Below are 16,482 nucleotides of genomic sequence, written 5' to 3'. Positions count from 1 at the left end.
TCTAATTCCGGGTACGATGATGCTGAGCGACGTGATGGAGGACTACCTGAAAGCCATCTACCAGCTCCAGCGGTCCACCGACGACCGGATCAAGACCTCGGCGATCGCCGAGGAGCTGGACGTCACGTCGCCGACCGTCACCAGTATGGTCGACAAACTCGAGGATCGGGGACTCGTCGACCGCGAGAAGTACCGTGGGGTTACGCTCACGGAGGAGGGCGAGACGGTCGCCCTCGAGGTCGTTCGCCACCACCGCCTGCTCGAGGCCTACCTGACCGAACACCTGGACTACGACTGGTCGGAGGTCCACGAGGAGGCCGATCGGCTCGAACACCACATCAGCGAGGACTTCGAGGCCCGCGTCGCCGACGCCCTCGACGAACCGGAGGTCGATCCACACGGCTCGCCGATCCCGGGGGCCGACCTCAAACCGCCCGATCGTTCCGCAGGCGACTCGATTACGGCGTTCTCCGAGGGCGACACCGTGATCGTCGAGGAGGTCGCCGATCGAGATCCCGAGATGCTGTCGTATCTCGCCGAGCACGGCGTCGAACCCGGCGTCGAACTCGAGATCGTCGAAATCGCCCCGTTCGGGATGGTGACGGCGCGATCGGAGGGCCACGACGACGTCTCGCTCCCCGAAACTGTCGCCCACCAGGTTCGGGTCGTCGCACCCGCAGAGGCCGAACCGTAGAAACGCGATCGAGGGGGACCACGTCGCCGGCCCGCACAGTTACGTAGTACGTCCTGGCCTCCGTGAACGAGTGAGCGCCGGGCAATTCGTGGACAAGGTATTTATTTAGACATGTCTAAACCAGGGTTGATGAGGCGTCGACACCACCGACGTGGAGGTGTACGGCCGCGATGAGTCGCTCGTTCACGTCGGCGATCCCCCGACCGCTGCTCGCGATCGGGCCGCTGGTCGTCCTCCTGGCCGTGTTCGGCCTGATCGCCCTGACGATGTCGTTCGGGACGATCGATGCCCGAGGTGCGACGACCGGTGACGTCCTCCTGACCGTGACGATCATCGGCGCGATCGCGGGGATTGTCCCGGTCGCGATCGGAATGCTGTGGTTTCCGTTCCTGCGCGACCTCGATCCGCGCTACCTGCACGCGTTTCTCGCGCTCGCGGCCGGCGTGCTCGCGTTCATCGCCCTCGAGATGAGCCGTGACGTCGTCGCGTACACCGCGGCGGCCGATCGAACTGCCCTCGCCGCCGCGCTCGCCGTCGGTGGCGTCGGCGCGACCTTCGCCGTCATGTACGCCGCGAGCGCGTGGCGGCAGCGGACGATGGCTTCGACGGAGAAGAGCGGGCTTGCGATCGCGTACCTCGTCGCGCTCGCGCTCGGCCTCCACAGCGTCGGCGAAGGGCTCGGGATCGGCACCGCCTTCGTTAAGGGTGACTCGACGCTCGTCGCGGTTCTCGTCCTCGCGTTCGTGCTCCACAACGTGATGGAGGGGCCGACCGTCGTGGCGGCGGTCGCCCGCGACGTGGAGACGCCACCGGTCCGCCATTTCGCCGAGATGGGCGTCCTCGCGGGCGGACCCGTGATCGTCGGGGGCTGGCTCGGCAGTCTCGCACAGTCGACGTTGCTCGCAGTGCTGTCGTTTGCGATCGCGATCGGTGCGATCCTGCAGGTGCTCATCGAGGTCGGGGACCTCATCCGGTTCGACGCACAGGCCGTCCTCACCCGGGCCAACGCCACGACCTTCGTCGCGGGGTTCGTACTCATGTTCCTCCTCGAAGACGTCGTCGGGGCCCTCGTCGTCGAGGGCTGGCTCGCGCCGGTCTGAGACCGGCGTCGAGCGGACGGTCGCGATCGTAGCCACCGAAAGTCAGTACACGCCCGATCGCACGACGAGAGCGCGGTTCTGAGCGAGCGAAGCGAGCGAGAATCGCGGACAGTGTGATCGATGTGCAAACAGTTTCAGTGGCTCCGACAACCCGTCTCCCGAGAGAGAAGAGAAACTCCTTACTACTCCCGATATCAACGACAAATTCGTAGTGAAACGCCCGTCCTCACCCGTCGGGTTTAAGGAAATCAATTACGAACAATTCAGTATGTCATCCATCGAACTCACCCCGAGCCAGAAGAAAATCCTCCGCGCATTGACGAACCTCCACAAGGAGTCCGAAGACGCGATCAAGGGGGAAGACATCGCCGAGCAGGTCGATCGCAACCCCGGCACCATCCGGAACCAGATGCAGAGTCTCAAGGCCTTGCAACTGGTCGAAGGGGTACCCGGACCGAAAGGGGGGTACAAACCCACTGCCGCGGCCTACGAGGCCCTCGAGATCCAGCAGATGGACGACCCGGCCTCGGTCCCGCTCGAACACGAGGGTGAACCGGTCGAGGACGTCATCGTCGAGGAGATCGACCTCTCGAGCGTCCACCACCCGGAACTCTGTCGCGCCGAAGTCCACATCCAGGGCGCACTCGACGGGATCTCGGAGGGTGATTCGGTGACGGTCGGCCCGACGCCGCTGTCGAAACTCGTCATCGAAGGCTCGCTCGACGGGAAAGACGACACCAACAACATCCTCATCCTGCGCATCGACGACATGCTCGCGCCCGCCGAAGAACCCGAGCACTGAGTCGTCGTCTTCGCTCTCGATCGACACGCGCTCGATAGCGCGCCGAACCCGACGGTGTGGCCGGGTTTTACGTCTCGAAAAACCGATCGAACTGCCCGCTTCGCTCCTCAGGTCTCTTCGGACTCGTCGTCCGTCGCGTCCGCCGCAGCCGCCGGAATCTCGTCGACGCTCGCGACCGCGTCGCCCTCCTCGACGTCCATCACGATCACGCCCATGGTGTTGCGCCCGACCGTCGAAATTTCGTCGACCCGCGTGCGAACGATCTGCCCGCGTTCGCTCATCATCACGAGTTGGTCGTCGTCGGAGACGGCCTTGACGGCCGTGACCGGGCCGTTCCGATCGCCCGTCTTGATGTCGATCAGCCCCTTGCCGTAGCGTGACTGGGTGCGATACTCGGCGAGGCGGGTCCGCTTGCCGTACCCGTTCCGGGTCACGGTCAGCAGCGCCTGTTCGTCGCCTTCGTCGGTCGCAACTAGTCCCGCGACGGCGTCGCCATCCTGGAGTTTGATACCGTTGACGCCCCGCGCGTTCCGGCCCATTGCACGCACCTCGTCCTCGTCGAACCGGATCGTCATGCCGCCTTCCGTCGCGATCACGAGGTCCTGCGTGCCGTCCGTGACTTCGACGTCGACCAGTTCGTCGCCTTCCTCGAGATCGGCGGCGATGATCCCGGTCGATCGGATGTTGTCGAACTCGGCGCCGGCGGTCCGCTTGACGTAGCCGTTCCGGGTGACCATCGTCACGTACTCGCCGTCGCCGAAGGCGTCGGTGTCGACGATCGCCGTGATGTCCTCGCCGGGATCGAGATCGAGGATGTTGACTGCCGATTTGCCGCGGGCCGTACGGCCCATCTCGGGAATCTCGTAGGTCTTCAGCTGGTAGACCTTCCCCTGGTTGGTGAAACAGAGGAGGTAGTCGTGGGTGTTCGCCCGGAAGACCGTCGCGACGCGATCGTCCTCCTTGACGTCCGCGCCGATGATGCCTTTCCCGCCGCGACCCTGGGGGTCGAACTGCTCGATCGGCATCCGCTTGACGTAGTCGTCCTCGGTCATGACGACGAACACCTCCTCCTCGGGGATCAGGTCCTCGTGGGTGACCGTTCCCTGGTCCTCGACGATCGAGGTGCGCCGCTCGTCGGCGTACTCGTCTTTGATCTCCCGGAGTTCGTCCTTGATGACCTCGAGCAGTTCCGCTTCGCTCTCGAGGATCTCGGTCAGGCGTTCGATCTCGGCCTGGACCTCCTCGTACTCGTCCTCGATCTCGGCGGCCTCCATCGAGGTGAGGCTCCCGAGTTGCATCCGGACGATGTGGTCGGCCTGGTCCGCGGAGAAGTCGTAGGCCTCCTGTAAGGCCTCCTTCGCGTCCGATCGGGTCTCGCTGTTGCGGATCAGGTCGACGACGTCCTCGGCGTTCTCGACTGCCGTCAGCCGGCCCTCGAGGATGTGCGCGCGATCCTCGGCTTCCTCGAGGTCGTACTCGCTGCGCCGGCGGACGACGTCACGCCGGTGGGCGACGTACTCTTCGAGGGTCTCTTTTAGCGAGAGGACCCGCGGCTGGCCGTCGACCAGCGCGAGGTTGATGACGCCGAAGGTCCGCTCGAGGTGGTTCTCGAGCAGGCGGTTCTTGACGACCTCGGTGTTTGCTCCCCGCTTGAGTTCGACGACGATCCGGACGCCGTCGCGATCGGACTCGTCGCGGAGATCGGAGATGCCGTCGATCTCGCCCTCGTTGACGTCGTCGGCGATGCGCTCGACGAGTCGCGCCTTGTTCGCCTGGAAGGGGAGTTCGGTGATGACGATTCGTTCGCGCCCCTTCTTCCACTCCTCGACCTCGAACTCGGCGCGCACGCGAACCCGCCCGCGGCCGGTCTTGTACGCCGAATAGATGGCATCGCGGCCGACGATGTTGGCTCCGGTCGGGAAGTCCGGCCCCTTGACGTGCTCCATCAGGTCCTCGACCGTCGCGTCGGGATCGTCGATCAACTCGATCGTCGCGTCGATCACCTCGCCCAGGTTGTGCGGCGGGATGTTCGTCGACATCCCGACCGCGATGCCCGAGGAGCCGTTGACCAGCAGGTTCGGGAACGCCGCGGGGAGCACGTCGGGTTCCCGCAGGCGATCGTCGTAGTTCGCGGAGAAGTCGACGGTGTCCTTGTCGATGTCCTCGAGTAACTCCTCGGCGATCGAGTCCATGCGGGCCTCGGTGTATCGCTGGGCGGCCGGCGGATCGCCGTCCATCGAACCGAAGTTCCCCTGGCCGTCCACGAGGGGGTAACGCATCGAGAACGGCTGGGCCATCCGCACCAGCGCGTCGTAGATGGCGCTGTCCCCGTGGGGGTGGTAGTCACCCATCGTCTCCCCGACGATCGAGGAGGACTTCCGGTGCGACGAGCCCGAGGTGACGCCCATCTCGTGCATCGCGTACAGGATGCGCCGGTGGACCGGCTTCAGGCCGTCCTCGACTCGCGGGAGCGCACGACCCGCGATGACGCTCATCGCGTAGTCGATGTAGCTCTGCTCCATCTCGTCCTCGATGCGGACGTTCTCTACCGCTCGTGCCTCTACGTCGGTCGGATCGGGTACGTCTGAACTCATGTAGTCACCTCACCACGTCGCTTAGATGTCGATCCATTCGGCCTCGGGTGCGTTCTCTTTGATAAACTGTTTACGCGGTTCGACGGCGTCGCCCATCAGCACGGAGAACATCTTGTCCGCCGCGGCCGCGTCCTCGACCGTAATCTGCTTGAGGATGCGGTTCTCGGGGTTCATCGTCGTCTCCCAGAGCTGTTCGGGGTTCATCTCGCCGAGCCCCTTGAACCGCTGGACCTGCGAGGGGTTGCCGTTGCACTTCTCCTCGACGATTTCGTCGCGTTCGGCGTCGGTCATCGCGTCGTACGTGTTCCCACGATACCGGATGCGGTACAGCGGCGGCTGGGTGGCGTAGACGTAGCCGCCCTCCAGCAGCGGCCGCATGTGCCGGTAGAAGAACGTCAGCAGGAGCGTCCGGATGTGTGCCCCGTCGACGTCGGCGTCCGTCGCCATGATGATCTTCTTGTACCGGACGTCCTCGATGTCGAACTCGTCGCCGATCCCCGCGCCGATCGCGGTGATCATGTTCCGGATCTCGTCGTTCTCGAGGATGCGATCGAGCCGGTGTTTCTCGACGTTGAGGATCTTCCCTTTGATGGGAAGGACGGCCTGAAACTCCGGATTCCGGGCCTGCTTCGCGCTGCCACCCGCGGAGTCACCCTCCGCGATGAACAGTTCGGCCTCCTCGGGATCCTTGGTCTGGCAGTCGGCCAGTTTCCCGGGCAGGGAGGTCGACTCGAGCGCGGACTTGCGGCGTGTCAGTTCTTCTGCCTTCTGGGCCGCCTTGCGGGCCTTGGCCGCCTCTACGGCCTTGGCGACGATCGCCTCGGCGGTGTCTGGGTGTTCCTCGAAGTAGGTGCCCAGGCCCTCGTGCATGGCGCTCTCGACGATGCCTCGTACTTCCGAGTTGCCGAGTTTGGTCTTCGTCTGGCCCTCGAACTGCGGGTCGGGGTGCTTGATCGAGATGACCGCCGTCAGCCCCTCGCGGATGTCTTCGCCCTTGAGGTTCTCGTCGAGATCCGACAGCAGATCGTTCTCGTCGGCGTAGTCGTTGACGACGCGCGTGAGCGCGGTCTTGAACCCGGTCAGGTGCGTCCCGCCCTCGCGCGTGTTGATGTTGTTCGCGAAGGCGTGAATCGAGCCCTGGAGTTCCTCGGTGGCCTGCATCGCCACCTCGACCTCGATGTTCTGCTCGCTGTCCGCGAAGTAGATGACGTCCGCGTGCATCGCCGAGCGGGTCTCGTTCAGGTACTCGACGAACTCGCGGATCCCGCCCTCGTACTGGTAGGTCTCGGCGACGAACTCGCCCTCCTCGTCCGTCTCGCGCTCGTCGCGGAGGGTGATGCGGACCCCAGAGTTGAGGAAGGCCAGTTCCCGGAGCCGGTTCGACAGCGTCGAGAAGGCGAAGTCGTTCCCTTCGAAGATGCTCTCGTCGGCCCAGAACCGGATCTCCGTGCCGGTCTCCTCGTCGGGCTCCATGTCGCGGACCCGCTCCATGTCGCCGACGGGTTCGCCCGCCTCGAACGCGTGGCGAAAGACGCCGCCGTCGCGTTTGACCTCGGCCTCGAGCCGTTCGGAGAGGGCGTTGACGACGCTCACGCCGACCCCGTGGAGGCCGCCGGAGACCTGGTAGGACTTGTTGTCGAACTTCCCGCCGGCGTGGAGGACGGTCAGAATGACCTCGAGTGCGGGGCGATCGTACTCCTCGTGGGTGTCGACGGGGATCCCGCGTCCGTCGTCCGACACGCTCACAGACCCGTCGTCGTGGATCGTGACCTCGATTTCGTCACAGTATCCTGCCAGCGCTTCGTCGATCGAGTTGTCCACCACTTCGTAGACGAGATGGTGGAGTCCTCGAGAATCGGTAGAGCCGATGTACATCGCCGGCCGTTTTCGCACGGCCTCCAGGCCTTCGAGGACCTGGATCTGTCCGGCGCCGTACTCGCTTTCCTGGGACATGTAAAACCTGTGTGTGGGTAGCGCCCGGCCCCTTATAAAGCTTCACGTACGCGCGCGAGCGCGTGACCGACGGCGAGAATCAATGTAACGAGAGAGCACCGATGCGACGTGAGCAACGGGTGCGACCGAACGCTTCCGAGCACCGTCCGGGAGGTCCTGAACGACGGCGACGTCACCGAGAACCGTCTGCGAGCATCGCACCCGATCGGCGATCTACCAGTAGTCTGGGACTGGTGCGTACGCGACCGTTCCGTCCCGATACCCTTCGAGACTCGGTCTTCAGGGCGAAAAACGCAGGGAGAACGATTCTAGATTTGCTGCAACGGCTTGCACCTGCGGCGAATTGATAGGCTGCTTTCACACGACGGCTTTCAACTCACGGATCGGTGAGACCCAGAGACAGGCGAGACGAACCAGCCGACGTATCGCTGTCCCTCGATCGAACAGCGAGACGGGCGCCACTCAGTTTGGACCGGGGGCGACAGCGTTTGTCTCCGGAGCATATGACACATGTCAGGACAATTCGACCGAACCGACGAACCGGAATCGCAGACGACCACTCCGCGTCGTTCATCTGGGGCCGACACGCCAGTCGACCCGGGTACAGTCGAACCCGCGATCGACGCTCGCGGACGTCCCGACGAGCGGGGTCGCTGGCGTACCCGGAGCCGCTGGGTCACTCGTCGAGGTGAGCAGACATGAGTGAACGGTCCGCAACCTCTTCCGAGATCGTCCAGGCGGTTCCCGGGGGCGAGGCGATCCACGATGCACTCTACCGGTACGGGCTCGGCGTCCTGTTCGCCGCGAACGTTTTCGGTGCCGGTTCGGTGTACATCCTCGCCGATACGGGGGCCAACTTCGCGTTTTCCCTGCTGTGGGTGCTCCCGCTCGCCTTCCTGATCGACATCGCACTGCACGACATGAGCGCCCGCCTCGCCGTCGCCAACGAACCGCTCGCGGACTACATCGTCGATCGACTCCCGGTCGGCGGAACCGGGGTCGTCGTCTCGATGTCGCTGATGTCCGCGCTGTGGGCCGTGTCGAACTACGCCGTCGCGGGCGCGGCACTGGCCTGGCTCGTCCCGGTGTTCGACGACGTGATCGTCGGGATCGTCCTCGCCGCCGGCGCGGGCATCGCCATCGTCCAGCTCAAGGTCTACGATCGGGTCGAAGCCGCGATCGCGGCGGCCGTGTTCGCCGTCTTCGGCTCGTACGGCCTGCTCCTGGCCGGACTGGACGTGCCGTGGCAGTCGGTCGCCGCCGGCCTCCAGCCGATGCTCGAGAGCGAGATCGGCTACCTCACCGCGATCATCGCCCTGCTCGGGACGACCGTCTACTGGCCGAACTTCTTCATTCAGTCGAGCATCAGGCCGACCAAGGAGTGGTCCGACATCTGGCGGTATCGGCGGGACAACGCCGTCGGGATCGCGACGACGCTGCTCATCGGCAGCTTCGTGATGATCGTCTCCGCGGTCACGCTCTCGGAAGGGGAGATGACGCTGACCGGCCCGGGCGTCCCGCTCGCGGACATTCTCGGCCAGACCGCACTCGTCGTCTTCATGCTCGCCGTCTTCCTCGCGAGCATCACGTCGGCGACCGGGACGCTGTTCGGCGCCGGGTTCATGGTGCCCCAGTCGCTCGGCCGCCACACGGTCTTCGGCGACACCGCGTTCCGGCGGACCGTCGTCGGCCTGATCGTCCTCTCGGCGCTGACGGCCCTCCCGATGCTGGTCTACACCGGCTTCGGGCCCGTGCAGATGGCGATCATCATGCCCGCCGTCAACGGCGCGATCGGCCTTCCGATCACCGTCTTCGCGCTCATCGGGGCCGTCAACAGGCACGACGACGTCGAGTGGTACGAGAACCTCGGCTTCCTCGCCGCGGGGGTCGTCCTGCTGATCGGCAGCCTCCTGACGGTCCAGTCGCTTTACGAGACGATCGTGACCATCCTGTGACCACGACCAGCGACGATCCCGGAGCAGAAGTGCTAACGGGTCGCGGACGGACGAGTGGGTAACGCTCCCGTGATGTCATGCTCCCGGTTCCGTTCGACCTCTCCCTCGCGCTGTTGCTCGTCGCGATCGCGTTCTTCGCCGGCATCGGCATCACCACGATCGGTCCCGGCGGCATCTTCGTGACGATCGCGCTCTACTCGCTCACGTCGCTTCCCTCGAGCCAGGTCGCCGGAACCGCACACGCGACGTTCATCGTGACCGGCCTCGTCGGCAGCGCCGCCTACGTCCACTCCGGCGAGATGAACAGCGGCGAGAGCCGCGCGATCGCGATCGTGCTCAGCCTCTCGAGCGTCGTCGGCGCGCTGATGGGCGCACAGGCGAACACCTACGTTCCCCGATCGCTGTTCGGCGTCCTGCTCGGCGGCGTCTCGATGGCGGTGGGCGGAATCATCCTCTACCGGGAGCGCCGCGGGTTCAGCCCGCTGTTCGACGTCGACCCGCTGTCGCGGTCCGGCCGTCTCGAACTCGGCGGCCTCGGCCTGGGGCTCGGACTCTGTAGCGGCCTCCTCGGGATCGGCGGACCGGTGCTCGCCGTGCCGGCGCTGGTGCTCGTCGGCGTTCCCATGTTGCTCGCCGTCGCCGTCGCCCAGGTCCAGTCGATCTTCATCGCGACGTTCGCGGCCTCGGGCTACTACCTCCAGGGGAACGTCCTGCTCCCGCTCGCCGTCGTCATCGGGTCCCCGTTGCTCCTCGGCGTCGTCGTCGGGTGGCGGGTCGCTCACGCGATCGATCCCGATCGGCTGAAAGTCGCGCTGGGGGTCGTCCTCCTCGGCGTCGGCCCCTACCTGGCGCTCTGATGGAACCGGACGAGTCGACGACCGCGAAGCGATCGGCTCTGTCGAAACCCGCAGAAGTTGATAGGAATCTCGTGCGAGGGACGGACGATGAATGCAACAAGCCAATATCGTTTCTCCCACGCGTTTTGTGCTGAAGAAGCCGATCAGTAGACCTGCTTAGTTATCGTTCTGCGACTGCTGGCTCCAAAGTAACTCGTCCTCGGATGGAGCGGGTTCATCCGCCGTCGAATCAGTCGAACCGTCGTACTGGAGAATTGCATAGAAGAGCAGCCCGAGCCCAGCCGCGAACAAGAGGTCTTCACTGACCTGAAGGAGTAAGATTTCGGTGAACGACAAGCGATAGTCGATCGACATCCAGAGGAGGTAGACCGGGTCAACGAGCGTCCCCAGAACGATCAGGCCGAACCCCAGGGTGGCAAACCGATACGACGCCTGATCGCTGTTTCGTCGATACGCGAGGAAACTCAGCGTGGTCAAGAGGCTCCCGGCCGCGACTGCCCCGATGTTGCTCAAGACGTACGCCCACAATTCCAGCGTGCTATCCATAGTACGGATCGTTCCAGAAGTGCGGCCAGTCCGCGTTGGTGTTCATTCCCTGACTCGCCTCCTGGTAGGAGTCAGCAAGGCCGTCTAAGAATCCATCCAGTTTCTCAACAGCGGAGTCGTCACGTTCGAAGATGATCGTGAAGACTCGCTCGAGAACGGGATGGTCGACGTAGGTGACGTCACCAGTGGTGGGGTCAAAATCGATGACGTCGATCTCATCCAGGATCGGAAGATGCACGTGGCGAAGTAAGTGGCCAATCTCCTCAGGTGACGGTAATTCACGACGAACCGTTACCGGCAGACGGTGGCGAATCTCGTGTGCCAGTTCGGTTCGCGACTTCGTCCGTTCGGCTTCGAGAACGGTCAGCGTGATCCGACGATATTCGTGGGAGAGCGCCGAGAGTATCTCATCCACCTCGTCGGCGTTGATCTTGAGTAACCGTTCGAACCGTGGGTCGTCGAGCGCCGGGTGCGGCGCGATTTGGACGTTGCCATCACTTTCCTCCCACGAAATGAAGTCTGCAGCCTCCAGTGCTGGCAGATGAACGTGGGTGAGTTGCATCTGCATCGCCTCGATCTCCGTTGTACCGAGCGACGGCGTCCCCCGCTCCGCGGCAGCAAGGTAGGCGGCAAGTTGCTTCACGGGGAGCGTCGATCCCCACCTGTTGAGGGCGAGAAGGCACTCGCGTCGGTGACGGGAGGCGATACACTCGAGCGTCGGATTCCGCAAATAGGTGTCCCTCTCTGTCATCACTCCACCACTCAGTTCTGCCGGCTAAATAGCGTTGTCACAGGATACCTATACCTTCACGCTGAATCACGCGTCGTTTCTCCTCTATTGAGCGATTCATTACTTTCGCAGATCGGGTCAGATCTCGTACGACATTCGCGCTATCCATTCAGTAGCAGTCGAACGAACTACCGAGAACTTGGTTAAAAATACGTATTGACTGCAGAGAACGTTTCGTCATCTGCAACCGGACGGGAACAATCTTATTACCGTCAGTCAACTGAAAACGGATATGAATGGCCGGGAGCCAGAGGATCTTATTCCAGCGGCCGTGGACACACTCCCGATTAACTTTGCAATCCTCGATGACGACGGGAGGATCCTGTATACAAATCGTGCATGGCAGGAGTTCGGTGAGGCCAACGATATCGAGCTTCAGCCAGATACGATCGGTTCCAACTATCTCACAATAACCAGACAAGCGGAGACAGAGACAGCACAAACTGCTGCTGCCGGGTTATCCGAGATTCTAACGGGCGAACGAGAACTCTTCGAGTTCGAATACCCGTGCCACTCTCCCGACAAACACCGGTGGTTTCTCATGCGGGCAGCATCGTTCACCGACGGTGACCGGAGATACGTCGCCGTTGCCCATTTCGACATCACCGATCGGTACACGTATCGGCGGCAATTGGAGGCATCCAACGAGCGCCTCCAGCAGTTCGCCTACGTCGCCTCCCACGACCTCCAGGAGCCGTTGCGGATGGTCACGAGCTACTTGGACCTGCTCGAGAGTCGGTACAGCGACGACCTCGACGACGACGCCGAACAGTTCATTGAGTTCGCCGTTGACGGTGCAGAGCGGATGAAGGCAATGATCGAGGGGCTGCTTACGTACTCCAGAGTCGAAACACAGGGGACGTCCTTCGAACCGGTCGATCTCGACGCAGTGGTGGACGATGTGTTGACGGATCTCGGCATTCGGGTCGACGAAACCGGTGCTGAAATCACTGCTGAACCGCTGCCGGCCGTGAAGGGTGACGCCAGCCAACTCCGCCAACTCTTTCAGAATCTGTTGGACAACGCTCTCCAGTACAGCGGGGATCAGGAACCCCGAGTGTCGATCTCCGCAACGCGTGAGGGGGACGAGTGGATCGTTTCGGTCAGTGACGACGGGATCGGCATCGATCCCGATGAGGCTGACCGAGTTTTCGGGGTATTCCAGCGACTCCACAGCCACGAGGAGTACGACGGGACAGGGATCGGCCTCGCAGTCTGCGAGCGAATCGTCGAACGACACGGCGGCGAGATTTGGATTGACTCAAACCGAGATGACGGATCGACGTTTTCGTTTACGCTTCCGCCAACCGAACCGTGAACGCTTTTTTCGAGGATTCTCCGTACTCTATTCACGTCTTCTATTCAGCAGAAGCTTTGTGAACTACCGAAATGCTGTCAAGTAGTGCCTGCGAGATACAGAGGATGGATGCAGCAAACCGACATCGAATATTCCAAGCGGTTCGTGCTGAAGCTGCCGATCAGTAGACCTGCGAATATATCAGTGAGGGTTGGAGCAGTCTTCATGCAACGGTGAAGCCGGAGTAGGCGAAGATCTCGGTGAATGAGGCCTGAAAGCACGTCGTCGAGTTGATGGCTATCCTTCGATCTCGAACTGCGGATTCCAGACTACTTCCCACAGGTGGTCGTCTGGGTCAAGGAAGTGACCTGAATATCCGCCCCATTCACGATCACGTGGTGGGTCGGTGAGTTCTGCGCCTGCTTCGTCCGCTGTCTTCAGTACAGCATCGACCGCTTCTTTCGACGCAACGTTGTGGCCGAGGGTAAATTCTGTAGAACTGGGTGTTGCCTCCTCAACGTTCGCGTCTTCCGCGATTTGCTGTTTCGGGTAAAGTGCGAGCTGCAAGCCGTTATTCAACGGGAAGAAAGCAACAGCTCCACCTTCAAATTCAGTTCCGACTATACCCTCCGTCGGCCAACCCAAACCTTCGTGGTAAAAGTCGAATGACGTTTCGAGGTCGCTGACTCCCAACGTGATGACGGTGATTCGTGGTTCCATAAGTGGGCTCGCCTGTTCTGGACTGACGGTTTCCAGCACCGTAGAGAATGGACTGGTGGCGAGGTATACCTAACCCTGGCAACACGACGGCGAGCCACAGTATCAAGAGAGCTATCGATCGTGTCCGATGTAACAAATTATTTATAATTCACCCGATCACCGTTATTGATTGGCGCTGTCGGATGTGATTTCTTCGCGTCTCGAGGCGCCGAAAACGGCCGTAGTCCAGCCAGATTTCCGGCGTCTCGAAAGTGGCCGAACGACCACGACCCCGACGTCAGTCGTTCTCGTCGGGTCGGTCGCAAACGTCCTCGAGCGAGACCGCCTCACTCCGCTCGATCTGTTCACGGCTTACACTGGCACCAGTAAGCTCATTCCTGTCCTATTTACCTAACCTTAGTTCCGGGGGAAGAAGCTCCCTTCCTGATTATTTCACCGGCATCGGAATAACGCGAACCGCGTCGCCTCCAGAACACGGCCATCGCAACCGACACCGTGATCAGGGCCCGCCTGGTGACCGGCCTTGAGGTCGATGACGATCCCCCGGACGTCGACGGCGTCGGCGTCAGTGTCAGTACGTGATCGTCTCGAGTTCGTCGACGGCCTCGAAGTCACCGTCGCGAGTGACCAGGACCGCCCCGTGGTGGCGACAGACGCCGGCGATCATCACGTCAGCCGCGTTGATCGGCGTCCCGGCCGCGAGCAGTTCCGCGTGGATCTCGGCCGCCTCTCGAGTGGCGTCAACGTCGAACGGGAGCGGCTCGGCCCAGTCGAGCCCGGCCGCGACCTCCTCAACCGACTCGCTGTCAGACCACGCGGCGTCCCGGTACACCTCGAACAGAGAGATGGCCGGGACGTAGTACATCGGCTCCCCGCGCTGCTCGAGGAATGATCCGGCGGCGTCGACGCCGCGAAGGTAGTCGATCAGGAAGGAGGTGTCCAGCGCGATCATGCTCACGCCGACCCTCGGTCGTCCCTGAGGCGGTCGCGCTGCTCACGCCGCTCGGCGAACGCGTCCTCGAGGTCCTCTCGGGTGCGGCCGGCGGCCTCGGCGAACCCCTCGTCGTCAGCGAGCATCCCGAACCCGCGCATCACGTCCTGATCCGCCTCGGTCAGCCGAAGAACGGTGTCCGTGAAACTCTCATCCTCGCGTTTGTGAGCCTTCAGCCGCTCGTACGCCTCCTCCGTGATGGTCAGCGTTTTTGTCGCCATACGTGTACACGTAAACGTACACTCCGATACCTCATAAACCCGGCGTCGACGGCGGCCGCCCGATCAGGCCAGACCCGCGTCCTCGAACGCCTCGTTGACGACGTCCTCGGTCGGCGCATTGAGGTACAGTTCGATGGCCTTGAAGGAGTCCCACCCGCTCTTCCCACGATGTTGATTACACCCACTTCGATGGTGAATTGTCCGATCAGTAGGGATGCGAACTGAGCATTACTGGTAGAGCTTCTTGGGAGAAAACATATGATGATACAAATAGAATCTAAAACAAGATGACATCAAATAACACTTGCCGCCGCCGCTCGCTGGCAATGTCCACTGTGGTCTATTTCGGTTCTGCATTCATAATCGGTCTCCCCGTCATGTTTTTCGTTTACGAGGTTTTTGCAGGGATACTTATTCTCCTTCAACTCAACTGGTTTGTCACCTCTGCCACAGGAATCATCGTCGTTGCAGCAGCGTTTTTAGTCGGTATGTGGGTTGCTGGACAACTCGCCGAGCGAGTAGCCGATAGACTCTCCTAAACAGTCTCAATAGTATGTACTTCTCCTATACTGAGCGTCCGACCCTTTGCACAGATCACGCTCTACCGAGTGCCAAATTCGCGCTTTCTATCTTGCAGAGGCTCAGCGAACTACCGAGTCGCTGTCAAAAGCAGTGTGCGAAATACAGAGGACGAGTTCAGCACGACAGTCTCGTTGATTTCACGCCGAAACCGGGAAGTCACCTGTACACTACACGTGCGTATTGAATACTGCGTCGAGAATAGGAATTAACCAGTGCTACGAATCAGATGGTGAGCTGAGAACTGTTAGCCAAAAGAACTCGAACGAGCGAACAAGTGAGACGAATTCATCAGGAGCAATCGGCTTCGTGAGATAGGCGTCGGACTGGATCTCGGGCGAATCGAGGAAATCTTCTCCCATGTCGGATCCTGTTAATACTATCACGGGAACCTCCTCCAGTTCGTGATCATTCCTAATAACACGAAGGACATCCTCACCAGTCGCTTGCGGTAGATACCAATCGAGTAAAACGAGATCAGGTTGCGGGGCGTCCATGAACTCACCGCGCTGATTCAGGAAATCAAGCGCCTCTTGTTCAGTAGTGGCAACGTGAAGTGTATTTGTGATAGCAGCGTCTGTAAATAATTCCCTGACAAGTCGAACATCGCCGGGATTGTCTTCCACTAACAGAATCTCTGCCTCCCGACCAGAGACAGCGGACTTCCGATTCATTGACCTTACTATGTTGGTGGTGGCTTTAAGTGCCGCGGTCAGTCTCTCCTGTTCTGAGCGATCGCCATCTTCGCAAGTCGAGTCAGATCTCGTGCGACATTCGCGCTCTCTGTTCAGCACGACGGTCGAAACCGATCATCGGTTGTGGGTTTCGACGAGGCCTCGCGATCGGTTTCGCTCGATCGCCGGCGCAGGTGTCAGACTGAAGGCAGTAGGGGTGGACGAACCGGTATGAGCGCGCGGATTCTGGTTCCGTTCGACGACTCCGACCCCGCTCGCGAGGCGCTTTCGTACGCGTTCGAACTGTTCCCCGACAGCGAGTTCGTCGCGGTCTCCGTCGTCGACACTTCCGCACTGCCGTTCATCCCGAACGCGGCCGACGACGCGGAAACCAGCGACGAGTTCCAGGAACTGGTCGGCGAGGCCGCCGCGCAACTCGAGGCCGCGGAGCGACTCGCCGCCGACCACGGCGTCGACCTCGAGACCCGATCGCGCGTCGGATCGCCGGCCAAGGAAATCGTCGACTGTGCGGAGGAGGGCCCGTACGATCACGTCGTGATCGGGAGTCGCGGCCGATCGGGCGTCAGCCGGATCCTGCTGGGAAGCGTCGCGGAAGTCGTCGTCAGACACTCTCCCGTGCCGGTCACCGTGGTCCGGTGAGTCGCGGGCGGGCCTGCTTCCCCGACCGCGGGCACCGGACTCTTCGCGC

16 protein-coding genes and 1 pseudogene are annotated in these 16,482 nt (G+C 62.0%); 8 read left to right on the top strand and 9 right to left on the bottom strand.

Annotated elements, in window-relative coordinates; translation table 11 throughout:
* Positions 1–16: 16 nt before the first annotated feature.
* The 3 genes from AC6I6X_RS04610 to AC6I6X_RS04600 all read left to right on the top strand — a co-directional run bounded on the left by AC6I6X_RS04610 (position 17) and on the right by AC6I6X_RS04600 (position 2,596).
* Positions 17–694 (top strand): metal-dependent transcriptional regulator, encoded by a 678-nt coding sequence (locus AC6I6X_RS04610; protein ID WP_497929323.1) that lies wholly within the window; start codon positions 17–19, stop codon positions 692–694.
* A 170-nt stretch (positions 695–864) separates the two neighbouring features.
* Positions 865–1,794 (top strand): ZIP family metal transporter, encoded by a 930-nt coding sequence (locus tag AC6I6X_RS04605; RefSeq protein ID WP_497929322.1) that lies wholly within the window; start codon positions 865–867, stop codon positions 1,792–1,794.
* A 268-nt stretch (positions 1,795–2,062) separates the two neighbouring features.
* Positions 2,063–2,596: an Rrf2 family transcriptional regulator gene (locus tag AC6I6X_RS04600; protein ID WP_497929321.1), complete on the top strand. Its 534-nt coding sequence runs from the start codon at positions 2,063–2,065 to the stop codon at positions 2,594–2,596.
* A gap of 107 nt (positions 2,597–2,703) precedes the next feature.
* On the opposite strand, the gene gyrA is transcribed toward AC6I6X_RS04600, so the two are convergent.
* Both gyrA and gyrB read right to left on the bottom strand, forming a co-directional pair.
* The gene (gene gyrA, locus AC6I6X_RS04595; RefSeq protein ID WP_497929320.1) at positions 2,704–5,190 is read right to left on the bottom strand and encodes a DNA gyrase subunit A; all 2,487 of its coding nucleotides are present in this window, start codon (positions 5,188–5,190) and stop codon (positions 2,704–2,706) included.
* Between the two features lie 21 nt (positions 5,191–5,211).
* Positions 5,212–7,143 carry a DNA topoisomerase (ATP-hydrolyzing) subunit B gene (gene gyrB / locus AC6I6X_RS04590; protein WP_497929319.1) on the bottom strand — a complete coding sequence of 644 codons (1,932 nt, stop codon included), beginning with the start codon at positions 7,141–7,143 and terminating at the stop codon, positions 5,212–5,214.
* A gap of 698 nt (positions 7,144–7,841) precedes the next feature.
* Here gyrB and AC6I6X_RS04585 point away from each other — a divergent pair.
* Both AC6I6X_RS04585 and AC6I6X_RS04580 read left to right on the top strand, forming a co-directional pair.
* Positions 7,842–9,098: an NRAMP family divalent metal transporter gene (locus AC6I6X_RS04585; protein ID WP_497929318.1), complete on the top strand. Its 1,257-nt coding sequence runs from the start codon at positions 7,842–7,844 to the stop codon at positions 9,096–9,098.
* A 77-nt stretch (positions 9,099–9,175) separates the two neighbouring features.
* A complete protein-coding gene (locus AC6I6X_RS04580) occupies positions 9,176–9,955 on the top strand; it encodes a sulfite exporter TauE/SafE family protein (RefSeq protein WP_497929317.1) in 780 nt (259 codons plus the stop codon).
* A gap of 156 nt (positions 9,956–10,111) precedes the next feature.
* On the opposite strand, the gene AC6I6X_RS04575 is transcribed toward AC6I6X_RS04580, so the two are convergent.
* Both AC6I6X_RS04575 and AC6I6X_RS04570 read right to left on the bottom strand, forming a co-directional pair.
* Entirely contained in the window at positions 10,112–10,501 is a 390-nt protein-coding gene (locus AC6I6X_RS04575; RefSeq protein WP_497929316.1) for a DUF7521 family protein, read from the bottom strand.
* Positions 10,494–11,252: a DUF7344 domain-containing protein gene (locus AC6I6X_RS04570; protein WP_497929315.1), complete on the bottom strand. Its 759-nt coding sequence runs from the start codon at positions 11,250–11,252 to the stop codon at positions 10,494–10,496. Before AC6I6X_RS04570 ends, AC6I6X_RS04575 begins: the two co-directional genes overlap by 8 nt.
* A 271-nt stretch (positions 11,253–11,523) precedes the next feature.
* Here AC6I6X_RS04570 and AC6I6X_RS04565 point away from each other — a divergent pair, with 271 nt between their 5' ends.
* The gene (locus AC6I6X_RS04565; protein WP_497929314.1) at positions 11,524–12,609 is read left to right on the top strand and encodes a PAS domain-containing sensor histidine kinase; all 1,086 of its coding nucleotides are present in this window, start codon (positions 11,524–11,526) and stop codon (positions 12,607–12,609) included.
* 276 nt (positions 12,610–12,885) lie between these two features.
* Here AC6I6X_RS04565 and AC6I6X_RS04560 read toward each other — a convergent pair whose 3' ends face one another.
* The 4 genes and pseudogenes from AC6I6X_RS04560 to AC6I6X_RS04545 form a co-directional block, all read right to left on the bottom strand.
* A complete protein-coding gene (locus AC6I6X_RS04560) occupies positions 12,886–13,347 on the bottom strand; it encodes a VOC family protein (RefSeq protein WP_497929312.1) in 462 nt (153 codons plus the stop codon).
* Between the two features lie 532 nt (positions 13,348–13,879).
* Positions 13,880–14,260: a type II toxin-antitoxin system VapC family toxin gene (locus AC6I6X_RS04555; protein WP_497929646.1), complete on the bottom strand. Its 381-nt coding sequence runs from the start codon at positions 14,258–14,260 to the stop codon at positions 13,880–13,882.
* A 2-nt stretch (positions 14,261–14,262) separates the two neighbouring features.
* Complete coding sequence (locus tag AC6I6X_RS04550; RefSeq protein WP_497929311.1) at positions 14,263–14,520, bottom strand: antitoxin VapB family protein; 258 nt, start codon at positions 14,518–14,520, stop codon at positions 14,263–14,265.
* A 63-nt stretch (positions 14,521–14,583) separates the two neighbouring features.
* A pseudogene (locus AC6I6X_RS04545) lies at positions 14,584–14,676 on the bottom strand (site-specific integrase); the annotation flags it as partial.
* A 170-nt stretch (positions 14,677–14,846) separates the two neighbouring features.
* Between AC6I6X_RS04545 and AC6I6X_RS04540 the strand changes: the two are divergent.
* Entirely contained in the window at positions 14,847–15,059 is a 213-nt protein-coding gene (locus AC6I6X_RS04540; protein ID WP_497929310.1) for a hypothetical protein, read from the top strand.
* A 258-nt stretch (positions 15,060–15,317) separates the two neighbouring features.
* Here the strand turns inward: AC6I6X_RS04540 and AC6I6X_RS04535 are convergent, their stop codons facing one another.
* A complete protein-coding gene (locus AC6I6X_RS04535) occupies positions 15,318–15,773 on the bottom strand; it encodes a response regulator (protein WP_497929309.1) in 456 nt (151 codons plus the stop codon).
* Positions 15,774–16,004: 231 nt separating this feature from the next.
* Between AC6I6X_RS04535 and AC6I6X_RS04530 the strand changes: the two genes are divergently transcribed.
* Positions 16,005–16,433 (top strand): universal stress protein, encoded by a 429-nt coding sequence (locus tag AC6I6X_RS04530; protein ID WP_497929308.1) that lies wholly within the window; start codon positions 16,005–16,007, stop codon positions 16,431–16,433.
* Positions 16,434–16,482: the final 49 nt, after the last annotated feature.

The organism is Halosolutus sp. YCN4 (assembly GCF_059736495.1).
Note: the sequence above shows the minus strand (reverse complement) of the source record. Positions and strands in the feature narration are given on the sequence as shown.

Bases quoted from the DNA above. Each gene is read 5' to 3' on its own strand.
- AC6I6X_RS04600 (WP_497929321.1), top strand. From the start codon at position 2,063: ATGTCATCCATCGAACTCACCCCGAGCCAGAAGAAAATCCTCCGCGCA.
- gyrB (WP_497929319.1), bottom strand. From the start codon at position 7,143: ATGTCCCAGGAAAGCGAGTACGGCGCCGGACAGATCCAGGTCCTCGAA.
- gyrA (WP_497929320.1), bottom strand. From the start codon at position 5,190: ATGAGTTCAGACGTACCCGATCCGACCGACGTAGAGGCACGAGCGGTA.
- AC6I6X_RS04605 (WP_497929322.1), top strand. From the start codon at position 865: ATGAGTCGCTCGTTCACGTCGGCGATCCCCCGACCGCTGCTCGCGATC.
- AC6I6X_RS04610 (WP_497929323.1), top strand. From the start codon at position 17: ATGATGCTGAGCGACGTGATGGAGGACTACCTGAAAGCCATCTACCAG.
- AC6I6X_RS04535 (WP_497929309.1), bottom strand. From the start codon at position 15,773: ATGAATCGGAAGTCCGCTGTCTCTGGTCGGGAGGCAGAGATTCTGTTA.
- AC6I6X_RS04550 (WP_497929311.1), bottom strand. From the start codon at position 14,520: ATGGCGACAAAAACGCTGACCATCACGGAGGAGGCGTACGAGCGGCTG.
- AC6I6X_RS04540 (WP_497929310.1), top strand. From the start codon at position 14,847: ATGTCCACTGTGGTCTATTTCGGTTCTGCATTCATAATCGGTCTCCCC.
- AC6I6X_RS04530 (WP_497929308.1), top strand. From the start codon at position 16,005: ATGAGCGCGCGGATTCTGGTTCCGTTCGACGACTCCGACCCCGCTCGC.
- AC6I6X_RS04585 (WP_497929318.1), top strand. From the start codon at position 7,842: ATGAGTGAACGGTCCGCAACCTCTTCCGAGATCGTCCAGGCGGTTCCC.
- AC6I6X_RS04570 (WP_497929315.1), bottom strand. From the start codon at position 11,252: ATGACAGAGAGGGACACCTATTTGCGGAATCCGACGCTCGAGTGTATC.
- AC6I6X_RS04575 (WP_497929316.1), bottom strand. From the start codon at position 10,501: ATGGATAGCACGCTGGAATTGTGGGCGTACGTCTTGAGCAACATCGGG.
- AC6I6X_RS04565 (WP_497929314.1), top strand. From the start codon at position 11,524: ATGAATGGCCGGGAGCCAGAGGATCTTATTCCAGCGGCCGTGGACACA.
- AC6I6X_RS04580 (WP_497929317.1), top strand. From the start codon at position 9,176: ATGCTCCCGGTTCCGTTCGACCTCTCCCTCGCGCTGTTGCTCGTCGCG.
- AC6I6X_RS04555 (WP_497929646.1), bottom strand. From the start codon at position 14,260: ATGATCGCGCTGGACACCTCCTTCCTGATCGACTACCTTCGCGGCGTC.